This window comes from Nocardia sp. AB354, from assembly GCF_049538315.1.
In the GTDB taxonomy this organism is placed as follows: domain Bacteria; phylum Actinomycetota; class Actinomycetes; order Mycobacteriales; family Mycobacteriaceae; genus Nocardia; species Nocardia nova.
Genome location: NZ_JBMVFU010000010.1, coordinates 246,981 through 265,174 on the forward strand (window position 1 = coordinate 246,981; position 18,194 = coordinate 265,174).

The window sequence follows — 18,194 nt, forward strand, 5'->3', positions numbered from 1 at the left end:
GCGCCGATGACTCCGGGCCGGTATGCCGAACGCTGTCCCGATCGGCCCGCGATCGTGATGGGCGAGAGCGGGGAGACGGTGACCTACGCGCAACTGGAACAGCGGTCGCGCGCCGGTGCGCAGGCCCTGCGCCGTCGCGGTCTCGCGGTCGGCGGCCATCTCGCGATCCTGGCCGAGAACACACGGTCGTTTCTCGAAATCGCCTGGGCCGCACAGCGGTGCGGTCTCTACTACACCGCGATCAACCGGCATCTGCGCGCGGGCGAGGTGCAGTACGTCCTCGACGACTGCGGTGCGACCGCGCTGGTCACCACGGCGGCGCAGGCCGAGGTGGTCGCCGGGCTGGATCTGCGCCGAATCACGGTGAAGATCTGTGCCGCAGGCGATCTCGACGGTTTCGAACGGTATGACAACCTGCTCGCCGCTGAATCCGGCGACCGGCTGCCGGACGAATGTGAGGGCCGGGAGATGCTGTACTCCGGCGGCACCACCGGGCGTCCGAAAGGGGTGCGTAAACCGCTGCCGGCCACCGCACTCGGGGATCCGCAGGCGCCGCCGGTGCAGATCGCGCGCGGTCTGCTCGCCGCGGGGGCGTGCGAGGACGCGGTCTACCTGTCACCGGCTCCGCTGTATCACGCCGCGCCGCTGGTCTTCGCCATGTCGTGGCAGCGCCTCGGCGCCACCGTAATCGTGATGGAACGGTTCGATCCGCGCCGCTGCCTCGAACTGATCGAGCGCCACCGGGTCACGCACACCCAGATGGTGCCGACGATGTTCGTGCGCATGTTGCGGCTGCCCGACGCCGAGCGCCGCCGATACGACGTGTCGAGCCTGGTCGATGTGGTGCATTCCGCGGCGCCGTGCCCGGTGCCGGTCAAGCGGCAGATGATCGACTGGCTGGGACCGATCGTCAACGAGTACTACTCGGGCACCGAGGATATCGGCAACACCTACATCGGCGCGCGGGACTGGGTGACCCATCCGGGTTCGGTCGGCCGCCCGGCGCAGCCCTGTCATATCGTGGGCGCGGACGGGCGGGAGGTGCCGGTGGGTGAGACGGGGGTCGTGTACTTCGAGGGCGGGCGGACCTTCGCGTACCACAACGATCCCGAGCGCACGGCCGCCGCGGCAGGACCGCACGGATGGCGAACCCTCGGCGATATCGGCCGCCTCGACGAGGACGGTTTCCTGTATCTGACCGACCGGCTGTCGCACATGATCGTGTCCGGCGGTGTGAACATCTACCCGCAGGAGGCCGAGAATGTGCTCGCGGCCCATCCCACGGTCCTCGACGTCGCGGTGATCGGCGTACCCGACCCCGAGATGGGCGAGGCGGTGAAAGCGGTCGTGCAACCGGTGGATTCGGCCTCTGCGGGCTCCGCACTGGCCGCCGAACTGATAGCCCTGTGTCGTGCCGAACTCGCCGGGTACAAATGCCCGCGCACCGTGGACTTCGCCGCCGAGCTGCCCCGCGACCCGAACGGCAAACTGTACAAACGACTACTGCGGCAACACTATTGGGACGGCCATGAGAGCCGGATCATTTGAGCTGCTCGCGCCCTCGCTCGATCACCCGCGCGCCGTATTCGGCCATGCGAGCGGTGCCGGGCGACCAGGTTTCGGCCATGACGCCCTCCAGCAGTTGCGCGCGGCTCCCGTCGTCGTCGGCCAGGGCGCGGTAGTGCCGCAGTAGTCGGGTGACGGCCTCGCGGTCAGCGGCTAGCATCTCGGCGGCGAGGGAGTGCGTGAACGCCAGCAATTGCGCATGGGGCACAACATGATTGACGAGCCCATAGGCGAGTGCGTCGGCGGCGGTGAGGAAATTGCCCGTCAGCGACAGTTCGACGGCCCTGCGCCGGCCGACCGTCCGGGTGAGTCCGACCGTGACCCCGCCGCCGGGCATCATGCCCATCCGGGCGTGGGTGTCGGCGAACCGGGCTCGCTCGGAGGCGACGAGGAAGGTGCACTGCAGGGCCAATTCCAGCCCGCCCGCGACGCATGCGCCGTTGATCGCGCCGATGACCGGTTTGTCGATCACCGGCAAAAATCGGAACAGGCCGTCGGCTCCGCGGCCCGGGCCCGAGCCCGGGGAGCGGGCGGGCCGGCCGGGCGTGTGCGCGGCGGCGGCGCCGATATCGATACCCGCGCAGAAGGCCGGATCGGCTCCGGTGACCACGACGGCGCCCACATCGGGATCCGCGCCCGCGTCGGCGACCGCATCCCACACCGCGTCCATCAGCGCGTGGTCGAGCGCATTGCGGACCGCCGGACGGTGCAGCGTCACGGTCGTGATGCCGCCCGCGTGCTCGACGACGACCAAGGGCTCGGCCATGCGCTGCTCCATTCGAATCAGAACGTCCATCTTTATCTATGAGAATAATGTTCTCATCGTGAAATGGGAGGTGCCCCGTGCGAATCGACACCACGATCGGCGCGCTGGACGACGCCGCGGCGCGAGTTCGCGCACTCGAAGGGCTCGGCTTCGACGGGGTCTGGGCGGGTGAGATGAACGGTGACCCGTTCCTGTCCCTCGCCGTCGCGGCGCAGTGCAGCGACCGTATCGGCCTGGGCACCTCCGTCGCCGTGGCGCTCGCCCGTTCGCCGATGACCGTGGCCTACGCCGCCGACGATCTGCAGCGCTTCTCCGGCGGGCGGCTGCGCCTGGGCCTCGGCTCGCAGGTGCGCGCGCATATCGAACGGCGCTTCGCGATGCCGGCCGATCGTCCGGCCGCGCGGATGCGCGAATACGTCCTGGCGTTACGGGCCATCTGGGCGCACTGGCACGAGGGCGCGCCGCTGGCATTCGAGGGCGAATTCACTCGGCATACCCTGATGCCACGCGACTTCGTCCCGCCCGCACACGATTTCGGCGCGCCGCCGATTCTGCTCGCGGGTGTCGGGCCCGCCATGACCCGCGTCGCGGCCGAGGTCGCCGACGGCTTCATCTGTCACGGCTTCACCACCGCCCGCTGGATCCGCGAACGCACCCTGCCCGCGCTCGGCGCTGCCGCGATACGCGACGACTTCGAGCTCGTCGCAACGCCTTTCGTCGTCACGGGCACCGGTGAGCAGATCGATCGCGGTGTCGCGACGCTGCGGCGCCGGCTGGCCTTCTACGCCTCCACACCCGCCTATCGTTCGCTGTTCGACCTGCACGGCTGGGGCGGGGTGAATGCCGAACTGACCGCGCTGTCGAAAGCCGGGCGCTGGGATCGGATGGCGGAGTCGATCACCGACGACATGGTCGAGGCTTTCGCCGTCGTGGCCGCGGTGCAGGACCTGCCGGAGCGGCTGGCGGCCCGCTTCGGTGGCCTGCTCACCAGGCTCTCGTTCGCACCGCCCCGCGATATGCCGGCCGACGAGGTGTCCGATCTGGTCCGGCGGATCCGGCAGGCCTGCGACACGTGACGGATCAGTCCGGGCGCGGCCACGGCCGGCCGTCGAGGCGCTCGATATCGGTGTTGAGCCGGCGCAGATAGGTCGCGAAGTCGGCGACGTCGGCGGCGGGCCAGGTGTGCAGCACGCGGTCGAGGCTCGCGACCGTGGCGGCCGCGGTCTGCTCCAGCCGGCGGCACGGGCCTGAGGCGCTGGTCGGCCGGGTCAACCGGCCGACCAGCCGCCGTCCACCGGCACCACCGCGCCGTTGATGAACGAGGCGGCGTCGGAGGCGAGGAACACGGCGACCTCGGCCATCTGTTCGGGTTCGGCGATACCGCGCATCAGCGACATCACCGGCTGCAGCCGGGTCACCCCGTCGAGATCCCATTCCGGGGTGGGCCCGGCGATACCGGTCATCGTCGGGCCGGGCAGGATCGCATTGCAGCGGATGCCGTCCCCGGCATGGATCCAGGCCACGTTGCGGGTCAGTCCCACCACTCCGTGTTTGGCGGCGGTGTAGGCGATTCCCGCCGCGCCGCCACGGATTCCGGCCTCGGAGGCGGTGTTGACGATCGAACCGATGCCCTGGTCGAGCATATGGGGCAGCACCGCGCGGGTCATGAGGAAGGTGCCGGTGAGATTGACCGCGACGGTGCGTTCCCAGGTGGTCACCGGGGTGTCGGCCGGCAGGGCCATCTTGTCCATGATTCCGGCGTTGTTGCACAGCACGTCGATGCGGCCGAAGGTGTCCATCGCGGTGCGGGTCGCGCGGGCGACGTCGATTTCGTCGGAGATGTCGACGACTACCGGAATCGCGGCCGCGCCGATCTCCGCGGCGGTACCCTGGGCGCCGTCGGAACTGATATCGGCGGCCACGACCATGGCGCCGCATTTGGCGAATGCGATGGCCATGGCCCGCCCGATTCCGGAGCCGGCCCCCGTGACGATGGCCACCCGATTGTGAAAGTTGCTGGTGCTCAACGGTGTTCCCTCCTCGGTGCGCTGCGGGGCCGCCGGCACGTGTCGACGTCGCCGTTTCAACCGGACATCACTGTCCGGTTGGTAGTGTAGGCCGGTGACCGAGCAGCGTCGAGTGAATCGTGGACCCGGCGCGGCCGCCGCCAATCGAGCGGCTCTGATCGCCGCGGCCCGCGAGGTGTTCGCCGAATCGGGTTTCGAGGCGCCGCTGAATCTGATCGCGCGCCGCGCGGGCGTGGGGCAGGGCAGTCTGTATCGGCACTTCGCCGACCGGGAATCGCTCGCGCTGGCGGTCTTCGAGGACAATGTGGTGGGACTGGAAGCCTATGCGGCACAGGCGGATACCGGATTGGATCAGCTTCTGGAGCGGATCGTGGACCAGGTGGTCACCTCGATCGCGTTCGTCGAATTGATCGATCCGTCGCTGACCGACGGGCGGCTGGCGCGGATGAGCAGCCGGGTGGCGGCACTACTGGGGGACCATCTCGACAACGCCCGGGCGTGCGGCCGGGTTCGCGCCGATCTGACGTGTCAAGACCTCATGCTCGCGTTGGCGATGCTGGCCGCACTGCTGACGCGGGCGGGGGCGGAGGAACGCCGGGTGCTGGCCGCCCGCGGGTGGTCGCTGATCGAACAGGGTTTGCGAGCCTGATGGGCATCAACCGGACCGGACGGCGGAGCTGTCGTCTCGACCGAACGGCGCCGCGGAGATGGCGGCGTCGAGTACGCCGAGGCTGCCGCCGAGTTCGGCGGTGAGGGCGCGGACCACCGCGACGTCCTTGCGCAGGAATTCGCCCACCGCGTCGCCGAATTCGGTGACGGACTTCTTCGCGGCGATGCTGGTCACGACACGTCCGGAGGAACTGGCATGCGGCAGCGCCGACAGCAGAGCCGCCTCCGTGACGCCCAACTGGCCCGCCAGTCGCACCGCCGCGGCGACCAGTCCCGCCTGCGCCGCGAACAGCGCGTTGTTGACCAACTTCACCCGCTGGCCCGCGCCGAGCGCGCCGACGTGCAGGATCGGATCGGCGTAGGCGGACATCACCGGCCGCAGATCGGCGGCGGTCTCGTCGTCGGAGCCGAGGAAGACCGTCAGCGTACCCGCGGCGATATCGTGCGGTCCGCCGCTGACCGGTGCGTCGGCCACCCGCACGGCATGCGACACCGCCTGTGCGGCAACGGCGTGCGCGGTGCGCGGATCGCCGGTCGTGTGCAAGGCCAGAATCGACCCGGGGGCCATGGCCGCGGACAGTTCGCCGTCGAGACAGACCTCGCGCACCTGCTCGTCGGAGAACAGGCACATCAGCACCGCGTAAGCCCCGGCGGCGGCCTCGGCGGGGGTGTCCACCGCGCGGGCGCCCGCCTCGGTCACCGCGTCGCGAACCTCGCTGCGCCGCACCGCGACCCGGACCTCGTGCCCGGCCGCGGCGAGGCGCCGCACCATCGGCAGGCCCATCCGCCCGGCGCCGACGAATCCGATCCGCATCCCGGTCACCGCCGCTGATTCATCAGCGCCAGGGTGGCGTCCGCGGCGGTGAGGACGACGCCGGGATCGGCCCCCGCCGCATCGGCCAGGCTAGCCACCAGGGAGACGTCCTTGCGCAGCAGCGCACCGGCGTACTGGGCGAGCCGATCGAGGCTCACCCCGGCGTCGACGATGCGCCCGAGCGCGAAACTGTTCGCGGTGCCGTGCGCGATCACCTCGCCCAGCCGCGCCGGATCCACGCCCAGGCCTGCGCCCAGGGTGAAGGTGCTTATCGCGGTCGCGAGGTTCGCGGTGAACAGCAGATTGTTGAGCAGCTTGGTGACCTGTCCGGAGCCGACCTCGCCGAGATGCACCACCGGGTCGGCGTAGCTGTCGAATACGGGCCGGCAGCGCTGCACGACCTCGGCGTCACCACCGGCCATCACCAGCAGCCGCCCGGCCTCGGCCGCCGGCCCGCCGCCGCTGACCGGCGCGTCGATCAGCGAGATGTTCTGCACGGCAGCGGTTTTCGACAGTTCGCGGCAGGTGTCGGGATGTACCGTGCTGTGCACGGCCACCACACCGCCCGCGGACATCCCCGCGAGCACGCCGTGTTCGCCGGTGAGGACCTCGCGCACGTCGTCGTCGCCGACCACGCAGACACAGACCAGATCGCTGCCGGCGCCCAGTGCCGCCGGCGTCTCGGCGGTCGCCGCGCCGGACTCCGCGAACGGCTCGAGGGTGGCGGCCCGGCGGGCCCACAGCGTGGTCGGATATCCGGCCGCGATGATGCGCCGCGCCATGGGGCCGCCCTGACTGCCCAATCCGATGAATCCGACTCGCATATCCGTACCTCTTCCGTCGAATGCCGCTGTCACGCCGTGGTTTCCGGCTGCTGCGCGGGAGCCGGTGCCGGACGCCAGAAGGTCGCCAGCAGCCCGGCCGTCGCGACCACGGCCACCCCCGCCGCGATCGCACCGCCCGCCCAGCCCACGACCTCGATATCGGTGGCGTGGTCGAGCGAGAGCCATCCCGGGCCCAGCATGGCCGTGGCCAAGGCGGTCACCGCGAGCACCAGCACGTACTCGTAGCCCTCCTTGAAGACGAAGAATCCGTTCGGGCGATGCGCCAGCAGCCCCGCCACGAGCATCACCGAAATGATTGCCGCACACGCCAGTGGCGTGAACAGGCCTACGATCAGCAATGCGCCCGCACCGATTTCGGTGACGACACTCAGCCAGGCCTGCAGGATGCCGTTGCGCAACCCGAGCCCGGCGAACCAGCGGGCGGTCCCGTCGATGCGACCACCGCCGCGCCAATGGTTGTAGCCGTGCGCGATCATGGTCGCGCCGACCACCAGGCGCAACAGCAGCAGTGCCACGTCGGCGACATCCATCTTCGCCTCACCTTCCGGGCCGCGTACCGTCGGCCCCGTCGAATTGGGTTGCAGAGCAGGAGAACCCGTCACCGGCGGCGAGCAGGCACTCCTCGGCGAAGGCCAGCACCCCGAGGTGGTAGGCGCGCGCGGAACGGCCCACGCTCAGGTTGTGCCCGCTGCCAGGCTGCCGGTTGAGTACCACCCGGGGCGCCGCGGTGAACGCCGTGCCGGCATGCGCCATCCCGTCCGGGTCGTTGCGCCACACCCGTTCGTGATCGCCGAGGGTGAAGCGCACCGGCACGCGGATCCGACCGGCCAGGGCCGGGAATTCGGTATCGGCCCAGTCGGTGACGGTCGCCGCTTCCAGCCGGGGTCCGTTCGCGGCGATCGCCGCGCCGCCGACCAGGTCGGGCGGATACAGCCGGGCCGGTTGCCAGAGCAGCTCGTTGAGTCCACGCGGTCGCGCACCGGGCCCGCGCGGCCCGGACAACATCGTCGCGGCCGCGGCGCTGTATTCGCGTCCGGTACCGGCTACTTCGAGGCCCAGCAGGTCGCGGCCGCGATCGTCGGCGGCCATCCGCAGGGCCAGCTCGCACCCGGCCGAGTGGGCGATCAGCAGTATGCCCGCATCGCGCGCGTCGGGAAGCAGCTGTGCCACCGCCGAATACATCAGGTCGACGCGCCGCCGCGGATCCCACAGCCGATCGGCGTGCGGTGCCGACGCACCGTAGCCCGGCCGGTCCAGCGCCAGCACGGTGAAGCCGAGGTCGCGGGCGGTGCGCAGCAGCGACAACTCGGGGTGTCCCGGACAGTCGAAGTAGACCGAGGTGGTAGCGCCGCCGTGCAGCGCGACCAGCACCGCACGCGGCTCCCGCGCCCGCATCAGAAGTCCCGACACCGCGATCCCGCCTGCCTCGGTCACCACCCGCTCCGGTGCCGTGGAGGAACGGTGTGCACTCGGTAGACGCGGCCGTCCGTCGGACGCGGCAGCGATGGGTATGGACGCGCTGTGCTGTGCTCTCGGGCGGGGTGTCGCGGCCGCCACATGGAGATGCCGCGCGGTCCGTGCGGGATGGTGCTCCGCCGCTGCCGGCCGCCGGCCGTCCGCCTCCGGCGTGCCGGTCTGCTTCGCTGCCGGCGTGATGGGCCGGCTCGCTGCTGGGGCGGGCTGCTCCGCGGCCGCGGTCATCGCTCGCTCCGCAGCAGCAGTACGCCGCTCGGAGTCAACCCACCGCTGCTCGTGACCGCCACCCGCGCGCCGGCGACCTGACGCGGCCCGCATTCACCGCGCAGCTGGGCGACCGCCTCGTGGATCAGGCCCATACCGTGGGTGCGTCCGTGCGAGAGCTGCCCGCCGTGGGTGTTGAGCGGCAGAAGTCCGTCGCGCGCGATGTTCTTGCCGCCGTCGAGGAAGTCCTTCGCCTCGCCGATCTTGCAGAAGCGCAGTGCCTCGATCCAGGACAGGCAGTTGAAGCTGAAGCCGTCGTAGAGTTCGGCGACGTCGACGTCCTCGGGCCGCAGATCGGTGCGCGACCACAGATGCGCCGACTGCCCGAGCACCTGCGGTTCGTGAGTGAGGGTGCTCTGATCCCACTCCACCCGCTCCAGGATCTGAGTGCCCACGGCCTCCACGTACACCGGGGGTTTGGCCAGATCGGCAGCGGCATCGGCGGCCGAGACGATCACCGCCACCGCGCCGTCACAGGGCACGTCGCAGTCGTAGAGGCCGAACGGACTGGTCACCGGCCGTGCCGACAGGTAATCGTCCATGGTGAGCGGATCCCGGTACACCGCAGTGGGATTCAGCGCGGCATTGGCACGCTGGTTCAGCGCGATCCAGCCCAGCGTCTCCTTGGTCGTGCCGTAGCGATGGAAGTGCCGCTGCGCGTTCTGGGCGAGGGTGTGCGCCGCGGAGGTCGCCCCGAACGGCAGCTGCCAGCTGGGGGTGCGGCCACCGCCCAGCGGTGCCGTCGCACCGGTGCGGATCAGTTCGTTGTAGGTGGCCTCCCACACCGTCCGGAAGCACAGCACGTGCCGGGCCAGTCCACCCGCGACGGCCAGCATCGCCGCGATCACCGAGCCACCCGGCCCGAAGGTTTCGATGCCGCCGTTGTACCAGACCGGCCGCAGCCCCAGCGCCGACTCGAGGGCGGTCACCCCGCCCTCACCGAATCCGCCGACGTTCCCGCCGCCCGGGTACGAGGAGATTCCGTCGATATCGGCCATCGTGAGCCCGGCGTCCGCGATCGCGCGTTCACAGGCCTGCACGGTCAGCGCCAGCGGGGGAACCATCAGCCGCCGTCCGATCTCGGACATTCCGATGCCGGTCAGCGCCACCCGATCCTCGAATTTGGCGGCGGAGACCCGAGGCCGGACGTGCTCGGCGAAGCGGTCGGGGTCGATCTCGTCGGCCGGCAGCGGTGCCGGCTCCGGTTGTTCGGCCGTGGGCCGGAACAACGGAAGCCACACGTCCTCGTGCTGTTCGAACACCACCTCCATCCGCATACCGAGCATCAGGTCGGCGGCGTCGCAGCCGATGACGGTGGTGGTCAGGCGAATTCGCGGATCCTCCACCAGCGCGACCTGCCCGACCACATACGGCGGTGGCAGCCCCGGCAGTCCGAACCGCTCGTTGTGCGTGAAGCCGATGAGCGTCGCCACACCGGAGACATCCCGCACCCCCATCTCGGTGCCCCGGCAATAGCGGCACACCGGCTGCGGCGGATGGATCAGCTCGGCGCAGGTCCGGCACTGCTGGATGCGCAGCCGATCGTCGGCGCCGGCGGTCCAGAAGAACTCGTTCTGCGCGGTGAGTTGCGGTAGCGGCCGCCCGGACGCGGTGGTCACCTCACGCCTCCTGCTTGTCGGTGCGAAATGCGAATTCGGCTGTGCGCGAGGCTCAGTGGATGTCGGCCTGTTCCTTGCGGGCGGTCACGGGCGCCGCGAGCTGTTGCTCCTCGCAGATCGCCTGCAACTTCTCCAGAGTCGCGTCGAGACCCTCGCCCAGCCGCGGGCCCGGGGTGAACGTCGCCGGCAGATGCCGCATGCCCTGGATGACGGCGATGGTGTCGTAGTGCACCGTGGTGTCGGGGTCGCAGCGGTAGTCGGGCATCCGGTCCAGCACCGCGAGCAGCATCCGCTTGAATACCGTGCGGGCCAGATTGGAGCCGATGCAGCGGTGGATCCCGAGCCCGAAACTGTAGTGCCGGTTGCGATGCCGGTCGAGGATGATCTCGTTGGGGTCCTCGAAGATCGACGGATCGCGGTTGGCCATCGCCCACGACAGCCACAGCCGATCGCCCTCGGCGAATCGTGTGCCGACCACCTCGCAGTCCTCGGCGATGGTGCGGCCGTCGCCCGGAGCCGGCGTGTAGTACCGCAGGAATTCCTCGGTCGCCGAATCGAGCAGGGTCTCGCGTTCCGCGCTGAGGATTTCGCGCTGGTCCGGATGCTCCGACAACCATTCCAGCGAATGCGCGGTGAGCGCCGTGGTGGTGTCGAAACCGCCGCCGATGATCAGTGCCAGCATGCCGAGCATCTCGAGGTCGGGCAGTTGGGCGCCGTTGACCTTCGCCCGCACCACCGCGTCGATCATGCCCGGCCGCGGATTCTCCTTGATCTCGATCAGGTTGTTGAGCAGATCCAGGCCCATCTCCCGGTGCATCGCGGTGATCCGCTCGATATCCGGGGAATCGGGCGGGGTGTAGACCGCGGCATGGACCGGTTCGTTGTAGACCGTCCACTTCTTCAGCGGGATGCCGAGCATCGCCAAGGTGAGAACGGCGGGAACGATATTGGCCAGATCGTCGACGAAGTCGATGCGGCCGGACTCGATCTTCTCGTCGATCGCCGCGCGCACGACCTCGTCGATGAACGGAATCCAGCGGTTGACCGCCGCCGGGGACAGATACGGGTTGAGCGCCGACCGCAGTTCGCGATGCTCGGGCTCGTCCATCTCCAGGATCCCGCCCCGGATGGCGGCGGCGCGTGGCGGTTTCGGAATCGAAATCCCTTGATAGCCACGGCGTTCCCCGGCGGTGTCGTGATCGTTGGACACGTAGGGGCAGCGGGCGAGCTCGAACACCTCGCGGTTGCCGGCGGCGACCCAGTGGCCACCGTAGGTGTCCGACCAGGCGATCGGGCAGTGCTGCTGCATGTCCTGGGTGATGGACAGGAAATTGTCGCGATACTCCGGGGCGTACCGGTCGAACGAGTACTGCGGTTGTTTCCGCTCGTCGTCCGCCGGTCCGGCCTCGGTGATGTTTTCGGCGGTCACGGCGTTCCTCTCAGGTGATGGTGATCGCTCGTTCCGGGCACGACTGGGCGGCCTCGCGGACCTGTTCCTCCTGATCCGGGGGAACGTCCTCGCTGACCGCCGAGGAGTGGCCGTCGATTTCACTGAGTACGAACGACTTCGGAGCGACCATGGCGCACAGGGTGTGTCCCTGGCAGCGCTCCGGATCGACGCGAACCTTCACGGTGTCTCCCCTTAGATGTGATAGTCGTACCACTTGAGGTATCCGCCGGCGTCCACCCGCATCTGCATGCCGGTGACGTAGCGGGATTCGTCGGAGGCCAGGAACAGCACCATGTTGCTGGTGTCCTCCGGCTCGATCCACGGCACCGGCATGGCCTGCTGCACATGGAACGCGGGCTGCGCGTCCTGCAGGGTCGGCTTCTCGAGATCGGGCCGGAACGAGCGGTACATGGGCTCGCTCTGCAACATGTTCGTATTGCAGTTGGTCGGATGGATGACATTGGCGCGGATATTGCGCGCGGCGATATGCGTCGCCAATTCGTGCATGTACATCGACAATCCGCGCTTGGCGACCATATAGGCGATGCCGCCGGGATCCTTGCCGGGCTGATCGACCTTGGCCACATCCATCAACGCCGCGGTCGAGCCGGTGGCGATGATCGAGGCGCCGGTGTCCAGATACGGCAGTGCGGCGTGCACGGTGTTGATCACGCCGATCAGGTTGGTGTCGATGACGTCGGTCCAGGCCTGCCACTGCGGTTCGCCCTTCATGCCGGCGATGCCGGCCTGGGCCACCACGACATCCAGATGCCCCAGCTCGTCGACGCCGCGTTTCACCGCGTCGCGCAGCGCGGCGATATCGCGGACGTCGGCCTGCACGGCTTCGATCCGGCGGCCGGTCTTCTCCACCAGTCGTTCGGTTTCCTCGAGGTCTTCCGGCCGCGCCATCGCATATCCGATGGTCTCGATGTCCTTGCAGATGTCGACGGCGATGATGTCGGCGCCCTCGGACGCCAGCTTCACCGCGTGACTGCGGCCCTGCCCTCGTGCGGCACCGGTGACGAGGGCGACTTTGCCTTCCACGCGTCCCACTGGTGGTCCTTTCGGTTGTGTTGTGCCTCAGCGCGTTTCGCGCCGGTTAGGTATTGCGGCCGCCGTTGACGCCCAGGATCTGGCCGGTGATGTAGCCGGCTTCCTCGGAGACGAGGAACGCGCAGGCGGCGGCGATGTCCTCGGGCCGGCCGACCCGGCGGACCGGGGTGCGGGCGATGTGGTCCTCGATGGATCCGCCGAGCAGCTGGGCCTGTTCGGTCTTGCGCAGCATCGGTGTATCGATGAACCCGGGCGGGACCGCGTTCACGGTGATGCCCTCCGGGCCGAGTTCCAGGGCCAGCGATTTCGTCAGTCCGTTGACCGCCGACTTCGCCGAGACGTAGTGCGACATGAAGGGTTGCCCGGAATGGGTGCTGGAGGAGGAGATGTTGACGATCCGGCCCCACTGCGCGGCGCGCATATCGGGCAGGACGGCCTGAATGCTGTGGAAGACCCCGTGCAGGTTCACCGCGATGGTGCGTTCCCACTGCTCGAAGCTCAGGTTGGCGAAGCGGCGGTAGCCTTCGGCGCCGGCGGAGTTCACCAGCACCGTCACCGGGCCCAGTTGTTCCCGGATCGCGGTGAGCGCGGCGTCGATCTGGGCGCGGTCGGTGACATCGGCGGTGTGGTCGAATTCGGACTCGCCGGGTTTGATGTCGAGAGTGGCCACGCGAAAGCCGTCGGCGCGCAACCGATTCGCCACGGCCAGTCCGATGCCGGACCCGCCCCCGGTGACCACCGCTGTTCTCACGCCCACGGTTCGGCTCCCGCGATCGTGGTGCGGTGCAGTTCGCGTTCGGAGCTCGCGTCGTAGTGCAGGGCGCGGTGCAGGATTCCGGTGTTGTCCCACACCACCAGATCACCGACCGACCAGTCGTGGGTGTAGGAGAAGCGCGGCTGAGTCGACCACTCCAGGAGTTCGTCGAGCAGTGCGCGGCTCTCGGCCGCGTCCATGCCCACGATGTGGTCGGCGGTGGCGCCGATGACCAGTGAGCGGCGGCCGTCCCGGCGTTGCCACACCAGCGACGTTTCGTGCGTGGGCAGGTGGCGCCAGTCGGCGACCTGCTCGGCGGTCGGGTCGGGGTGCACGAGGCGCTGGGAGGCCTCGAAGCTGTGCACGACGCGCAGGTTGTCGTAGCGCTTGCGTTCGGCCTCGGACAGTCCTTCGTAGGCGGCGTAGGTGCTGGCGAACTGGGTGCCGCCGCCTTCCATCGCCACATGCCGCGCGGTGAGCACGGTCGCCTTGGCCGGCACGTCGTTGGTGGTGTCGTCGATATGCCAGAAGAAGGTGCCCTCGAGATATTTCGCGGCCCGGTTCTTCTCGGGATCCAGTGTGATGGTGAAGATTTCGCGGCCACCGGGAGCGAGCACCGTGCCCAGGCGCCGGCAGAACGCCAGCTGGGCTTCGTCGTCGAGATGCAGTCCGCGGACCACCAGGACGCCGCGCCACTTCAGGGCCTCGAGGCACCGGCTGATCACCGTGTCGTCGTGCAGATCCTCGACCCCGGTGACCTCCACTCCGATGGTGGGGTTCAGCGCTGTCGTCTCAACCACAAGAATCTCCCTTCCAATTGTGAGAACCGTACTCTCGCTCGGCGTTTCTCCGCAAGGTTTCCCTGGATTCGCGCACGTTCCGAGGGTGACCGGGTGACGGCGGCGATCGGTGGGACGCGTTCGGCCATTGCTGGGGCCGAACCTGCTCGGATACATTATTCTCCATTGCTGAGAATGGAATTTCCATAGACGAGGAGACGGGATGCCACAGGGCAACGCGACGGCCGGCGACGGGCGCGCCGTCACCAGACGAATGCTGATCGACGGTGAACTCGTCGCGGGGGAGCGCAGTTTCGCCTCACTCAATCCGGCCACCGGAGAGATCTACGGGTACGCGCCCGAGGCGAGCATCGCCGACACCGAGGCGGCGATCGCGGCCGCGCGCCGGGCCTTCGACACCACCGACTGGTCCACGAACACCGAATTCCGCGCGCACTGCCTGGAGCAGTTCTACGCGGCACTGCGCGCCAACGTCGAAGACCTGCGCGAGCTGACCATCGCCGAGGTCGGCGCGACCCGGATGATGACCCACGCCAATCAGCTCGAGACACCGTTCGAGATCGTGAACTACTTCGCCGGTCTCACCCGCACCTACCCGCGCACCGAGGAACTCGGCGAGGTGGAGGACCGCGGCCGCATGCACCGTCGCTGGGTGGAGCGCGAGGCCTCCGGTGTGGTCGCGGCGATCGCGGCCTACAACTATCCGCATCAGCTGGCGCTGGCGAAACTGGCGCCGGCGCTGGCCGCCGGTTGCACCGTGGTGCTCAAGGGCGCCCCCGATACGCCGCTGGCCACACTGGCGCTCGGCGAGGTGATCGCGGAGCATACCGACATCCCGGCGGGTGTGGTGAACGTGCTGTCCGGATCCGATGTCGAGGTGGGCAGGACGCTGACCACTCATCGCGATGTCGACGTCGTCAGCTTCACCGGATCGACCGCGGTGGGCCGCCAAATCATGTCGGCGGCCGGCGATTCGCTCAAACGCGTCTTCCTGGAACTGGGCGGCAAATCCGCGATGGTCGTGCTCGACGACGCCGATTTCGGCACCGCCGCGATGTTCGGCGCCTTCAGCATCTGCAGCCACGCCGGGCAGGGCTGTGCGATCACCACGCGCATGCTGGTGCCGCGCGAGCGCCACGACGAGGTGGCCGAGATGGTCGCCGGATTCATGTCCAAGGTCAGCTACGGCGACCCGGGCGATCCGAAAAACTATATGGGCCCGCTGATTTCGGAACGCCAGCGCGACAAGGTGCACGGTCTGGTGCAGCGCGCGGTGGAGGCCGGCGCGAAACTGGTGTGCGGCGGGGAGAAGGTCGACCCCGGCTACTTCTACGCCCCGACCCTGCTCGCGGGCGTCGACCCGGACAGCGAGATCGCCCAGGAAGAGGTGTTCGGGCCGGTGCTGGCCCTGATCCCGTTCGACGACGACGAGGATGCGGTTCGCATCGCCAACAACTCCGTCTACGGGCTGTCGGGCGGCGTGTTCTCCGCCGACGAGGACCGGGCGCTGGCGGTGGCGCGGCGCATCCGCACCGGAACGATGAGTATCAACGGCGGCAACTACTTTCATCCCGACGTGCCGTTCGGCGGCTACAAGCAGTCGGGCATCGGCCGCGAGATGGGTGTGGCCGGGATCGAGGAATTCCTCGAGCAGAAGTCCTTCGCAGCGGTGGTGGCGTGATGAGCGGCGGCAAACCCCTGGACGGCATCCGCGTCCTCGAGGTCGCGATGTACGGGTTCGTCCCCTCGGCCGGTGCGGTGCTCGCCGAATGGGGGGCGGATGTGGTGAAGGTGGAACACGCCCGCACCGGTGATCCGCAGCGCGGGTTGCGCCAGATCGGCCGCTTGAAGGTCGAGGGCGATCCGAATCCCAATATCGAGCACGCCAATCGCGGCAAACGCAGTATCGGACTGGACATGTCGGTCCCCGAGGGGCGCGAGGTGATCTACGAGCTGGCGAAGACGGCCGATGTGTTCCTCACCAGCTTCCTGCCGCAGGCGCGCGCCAAATTCGGCATCGATGTCGACGACATCCGCGCGGTGAAGCCGGACATCGTCTACGCACGCGGCAGCGCGCTGGGACCGCGCGGTGAGGAATCGACCAAAGGCGGTTTCGATATGACCGCGTTCTGGTGCCGTGGGTCGGTCGCCGCGACCATCACCCCGGAGGGGATGGACGGGCTCATCTCCCCGCCCGGTCCGGCCTTCGGCGACACCATCTCCGGCACGAATCTGGCCGGCGGAATCGCGGCGGCGCTGCTGAAACGCGAACGGACCGGTGAACCGTCGGTGGTCGACGTCTCGCTGCTGGGCAGCGGCCTGTGGTCCATGGGCCACACCATCGCGCTGTCGGCACATCTGCGGCAGCCGCTGATCGCGCCCGCACCCGGTTCGCACGGGGCGCCGACCAATCCGCTGTCGGGCCTCTACGAGACCGCCGACGGCCGCTATCTCTCGCTGGTCATGTTGCAGCCCACCAAGTTCTGGGCCGACGTCATGCGCCACATCGACCGGCCGGAGCTGGCCGACGATCCGCGCTTCGCCACGGCGGAGTCGATCGCCGCCAATACCGAAGCGGGCGTGGCGATTCTGCGTGAGGCGATCGGGCAGCGCACCCTCGCCGAATGGACCGAGAAACTCGCCACCATGGCCGGGCCGTGGGCGCCGGTGCAGGACAGCCTGCAGGTCGGCTCCGATCCGCAGATCCGCGCCAACGACTACCTGGTGCAGGTCGGCAGCCTCGAAATGGTCGCCAACCCGGTGCAATTCGATCTCGCCGCACCCGATACCGGGCCCGGGCCGGAATTCGCGGCGCACACCGAGGAAGTGCTGCTGGAGCTGGGATTGGACTGGGATCGCATCATCGCGCTCAAGACCGCCGGCGCCATCACGTAGTTTCGCCCGCAGGAAGGCTGACATGCCCTGTGTCGCATCGATCGGAACCTATCTGCCCTGTTGGGGCGGACCGCGCGGCCGTGTGCCCGGCGCGGACGAGGACGCGGTGACCCTGGCCGTGGAGGCCGGGCGGGCCGCCCTCTCGGGCGCCCCGCGTGCCACCGCGTATGTCGAGCGCGTCGTCGTGGTGAGCCGGGATCTGCCGTTGCTGGAGAGCAGCAATGCCGCGGTGCTGCTGGCCGGACTGGGTTTGGATCCCGAGCTCGAGGTGATCGAACGACTCGGCGGCGCGCCCGCGACACTGGACGCGCTCTGCTCCGCCCGCCCGCGCACGCTGATCATCGGCGTCGACCTGGATCCGGCCGGCGCGGCCGCGGCGCTGGTCGCCGAGCGCGGACTGGCGGTGCGGACCGCGGCCCGGGTGGCGCGCAGTCTGCCGGTGCGCACCCGCAACGCCACCGGCGACGTCCACGATTACGGTGATCCGCGGCTGCTGCACGAGCGCGGCCTGCTCGCCTCGCTGGCCGCGGCGTGGGTGGATACGCCGGTGATCGTGTCGGGCGTCGACCACGAGCAGGCGGCCCACCTGTGCGTCGGTGCCCCACCACGATTGCCGACGACGGGGGCCGGGTCGAGCCTGTTCGCCCTTGCGGCACTGGCCGACTGGGGACAGACGGGGCTGCTCGTCGGGGTCGAGCAGGCCAGTCTGTCGGGGGTCACGGTCTCCGCGGGGCCGGTGCGGGTATACCGGCGCGAGCCCGCGGGGCGAGCCGAACCGGAGGCGGTCGCGGTACCCGGTGCCGACATCCCGATCTCGCTGGCCGCCTACGAGCGGGCCTTCGAGGCCAAGGTGCGCTGGGAGGCCGGTCGCCACCCGGGCCGCGACGAATTGGATTTCCCGCCGCGCTATCGCCTCGGTGACGACGGCCGGCTCAGCACGGACTACACGCTGATTCCGCTGCCGCGCACCGGAACCGTGTACACCGAGGTGACGGTGCACGTGCCGGTGCCCGGTCTGCGAACACCGTATTCGCTGGTGATCGTCGAACTCGACGAGGTGGACGTGCGGGCACTGGTCAAGGTCACCGGCACCGATCCCGGCACGGTCCGCATCGGCGACCGCGGCCGCATGGTCCTGCGCCGGGTCGCGGTGCGCTCCGGAGTGCCGGACTACGGGTACGCGTTCGAGCCGGACA

At 69.2% G+C, this 18,194-nt stretch carries 19 protein-coding genes; 6 read left to right on the top strand and 13 right to left on the bottom strand.

The window, feature by feature from the left end:
- Positions 1-6 precede the first annotated feature (6 nt).
- Positions 7-1,548: an acyl-CoA synthetase gene (locus tag ACPCUW_RS17295; RefSeq protein ID WP_423425938.1), complete on the top strand. Its 1,542-nt coding sequence runs from the start codon at positions 7-9 to the stop codon at positions 1,546-1,548.
- On the opposite strand, the gene ACPCUW_RS17300 is transcribed toward ACPCUW_RS17295, so the two are convergent.
- Positions 1,541-2,332 (bottom strand): enoyl-CoA hydratase, encoded by a 792-nt coding sequence (locus ACPCUW_RS17300; RefSeq protein WP_423425905.1) that lies wholly within the window; start codon positions 2,330-2,332, stop codon positions 1,541-1,543. The two genes, ACPCUW_RS17295 and ACPCUW_RS17300, sit on opposite strands and share 8 nt — an antisense overlap.
- A gap of 77 nt (positions 2,333-2,409) precedes the next feature.
- Here ACPCUW_RS17300 and ACPCUW_RS17305 point away from each other — a divergent pair, with 77 nt between their 5' ends.
- Positions 2,410-3,408, top strand: a complete 999-nt coding sequence (locus ACPCUW_RS17305) for a TIGR03617 family F420-dependent LLM class oxidoreductase (protein ID WP_423425907.1) — start codon at positions 2,410-2,412, stop codon at positions 3,406-3,408.
- Between the two features lie 4 nt (positions 3,409-3,412).
- Here the strand turns inward: ACPCUW_RS17305 and ACPCUW_RS17310 are convergent, their stop codons facing one another.
- A complete protein-coding gene (locus ACPCUW_RS17310; protein WP_423425908.1) occupies positions 3,413-3,604 on the bottom strand; it encodes a hypothetical protein in 192 nt (63 codons plus the stop codon).
- Positions 3,601-4,359 carry an SDR family NAD(P)-dependent oxidoreductase gene (locus ACPCUW_RS17315; RefSeq protein WP_082857473.1) on the bottom strand — a complete coding sequence of 253 codons (759 nt, stop codon included), beginning with the start codon at positions 4,357-4,359 and terminating at the stop codon, positions 3,601-3,603. The genes ACPCUW_RS17310 and ACPCUW_RS17315 overlap by 4 nt, the downstream gene beginning before the upstream one ends.
- A 94-nt stretch (positions 4,360-4,453) precedes the next feature.
- Here ACPCUW_RS17315 and ACPCUW_RS17320 point away from each other — a divergent pair, with 94 nt between their 5' ends.
- Positions 4,454-5,008 carry a TetR family transcriptional regulator gene (locus ACPCUW_RS17320; RefSeq protein WP_423425909.1) on the top strand — a complete coding sequence of 185 codons (555 nt, stop codon included), beginning with the start codon at positions 4,454-4,456 and terminating at the stop codon, positions 5,006-5,008.
- A 6-nt stretch (positions 5,009-5,014) separates the two neighbouring features.
- Here ACPCUW_RS17320 and ACPCUW_RS17325 read toward each other — a convergent pair whose 3' ends face one another.
- The 10 genes from ACPCUW_RS17325 to ACPCUW_RS17370 form a co-directional block, all read right to left on the bottom strand.
- Positions 5,015-5,842, bottom strand: a complete 828-nt coding sequence (locus ACPCUW_RS17325) for an NAD(P)-dependent oxidoreductase (protein ID WP_423425910.1) — start codon at positions 5,840-5,842, stop codon at positions 5,015-5,017.
- Positions 5,843-5,847: 5 nt separating this feature from the next.
- Positions 5,848-6,666 (bottom strand): NAD(P)-dependent oxidoreductase, encoded by an 819-nt coding sequence (locus tag ACPCUW_RS17330; RefSeq protein WP_423425912.1) that lies wholly within the window; start codon positions 6,664-6,666, stop codon positions 5,848-5,850.
- A 29-nt stretch (positions 6,667-6,695) separates the two neighbouring features.
- Entirely contained in the window at positions 6,696-7,217 is a 522-nt protein-coding gene (locus ACPCUW_RS17335; RefSeq protein ID WP_030517534.1) for a DoxX family protein, read from the bottom strand.
- A gap of 7 nt (positions 7,218-7,224) precedes the next feature.
- Positions 7,225-8,121, bottom strand: coding sequence for an alpha/beta hydrolase (locus tag ACPCUW_RS17340; protein ID WP_423425913.1), 897 nt, complete (start codon positions 8,119-8,121; stop codon positions 7,225-7,227).
- 263 nt (positions 8,122-8,384) lie between these two features.
- Positions 8,385-10,046: a thiolase C-terminal domain-containing protein gene (locus tag ACPCUW_RS17345; RefSeq protein WP_423425915.1), complete on the bottom strand. Its 1,662-nt coding sequence runs from the start codon at positions 10,044-10,046 to the stop codon at positions 8,385-8,387.
- A 52-nt stretch (positions 10,047-10,098) separates the two neighbouring features.
- Positions 10,099-11,475 carry a cytochrome P450 gene (locus ACPCUW_RS17350; protein WP_063013864.1) on the bottom strand — a complete coding sequence of 459 codons (1,377 nt, stop codon included), beginning with the start codon at positions 11,473-11,475 and terminating at the stop codon, positions 10,099-10,101.
- 10 nt (positions 11,476-11,485) lie between these two features.
- Positions 11,486-11,677, bottom strand: a complete 192-nt coding sequence (locus ACPCUW_RS17355; protein WP_030517538.1) for a ferredoxin — start codon at positions 11,675-11,677, stop codon at positions 11,486-11,488.
- Positions 11,678-11,688: 11 nt separating this feature from the next.
- Positions 11,689-12,549 (bottom strand): mycofactocin-coupled SDR family oxidoreductase, encoded by an 861-nt coding sequence (locus ACPCUW_RS17360; RefSeq protein WP_423425917.1) that lies wholly within the window; start codon positions 12,547-12,549, stop codon positions 11,689-11,691.
- A gap of 46 nt (positions 12,550-12,595) precedes the next feature.
- Positions 12,596-13,300, bottom strand: coding sequence for an SDR family NAD(P)-dependent oxidoreductase (locus ACPCUW_RS17365; RefSeq protein WP_063013996.1), 705 nt, complete (start codon positions 13,298-13,300; stop codon positions 12,596-12,598).
- On the bottom strand, positions 13,297-14,103 hold the full coding sequence (locus ACPCUW_RS17370) for a TauD/TfdA dioxygenase family protein (protein WP_063013866.1): 807 nt from the start codon (positions 14,101-14,103) through the stop codon (positions 13,297-13,299). Before ACPCUW_RS17370 ends, ACPCUW_RS17365 begins: the two co-directional genes overlap by 4 nt.
- 202 nt (positions 14,104-14,305) lie before the next feature.
- Here ACPCUW_RS17370 and ACPCUW_RS17375 point away from each other — a divergent pair, with 202 nt between their 5' ends.
- From ACPCUW_RS17375 to ACPCUW_RS17385, 3 genes are all read left to right on the top strand, one after another.
- Positions 14,306-15,784, top strand: a complete 1,479-nt coding sequence (locus ACPCUW_RS17375; RefSeq protein ID WP_063013868.1) for an aldehyde dehydrogenase family protein — start codon at positions 14,306-14,308, stop codon at positions 15,782-15,784.
- Positions 15,784-16,998, top strand: coding sequence for a CaiB/BaiF CoA transferase family protein (locus ACPCUW_RS17380; RefSeq protein ID WP_423425919.1), 1,215 nt, complete (start codon positions 15,784-15,786; stop codon positions 16,996-16,998). The genes ACPCUW_RS17375 and ACPCUW_RS17380 overlap by 1 nt, the downstream gene beginning before the upstream one ends.
- 22 nt (positions 16,999-17,020) lie before the next feature.
- Positions 17,021-18,194 (top strand): OB-fold domain-containing protein (locus ACPCUW_RS17385; RefSeq protein WP_423425921.1); only part of this gene is annotated, 1,174 nt, incomplete at its 3' end.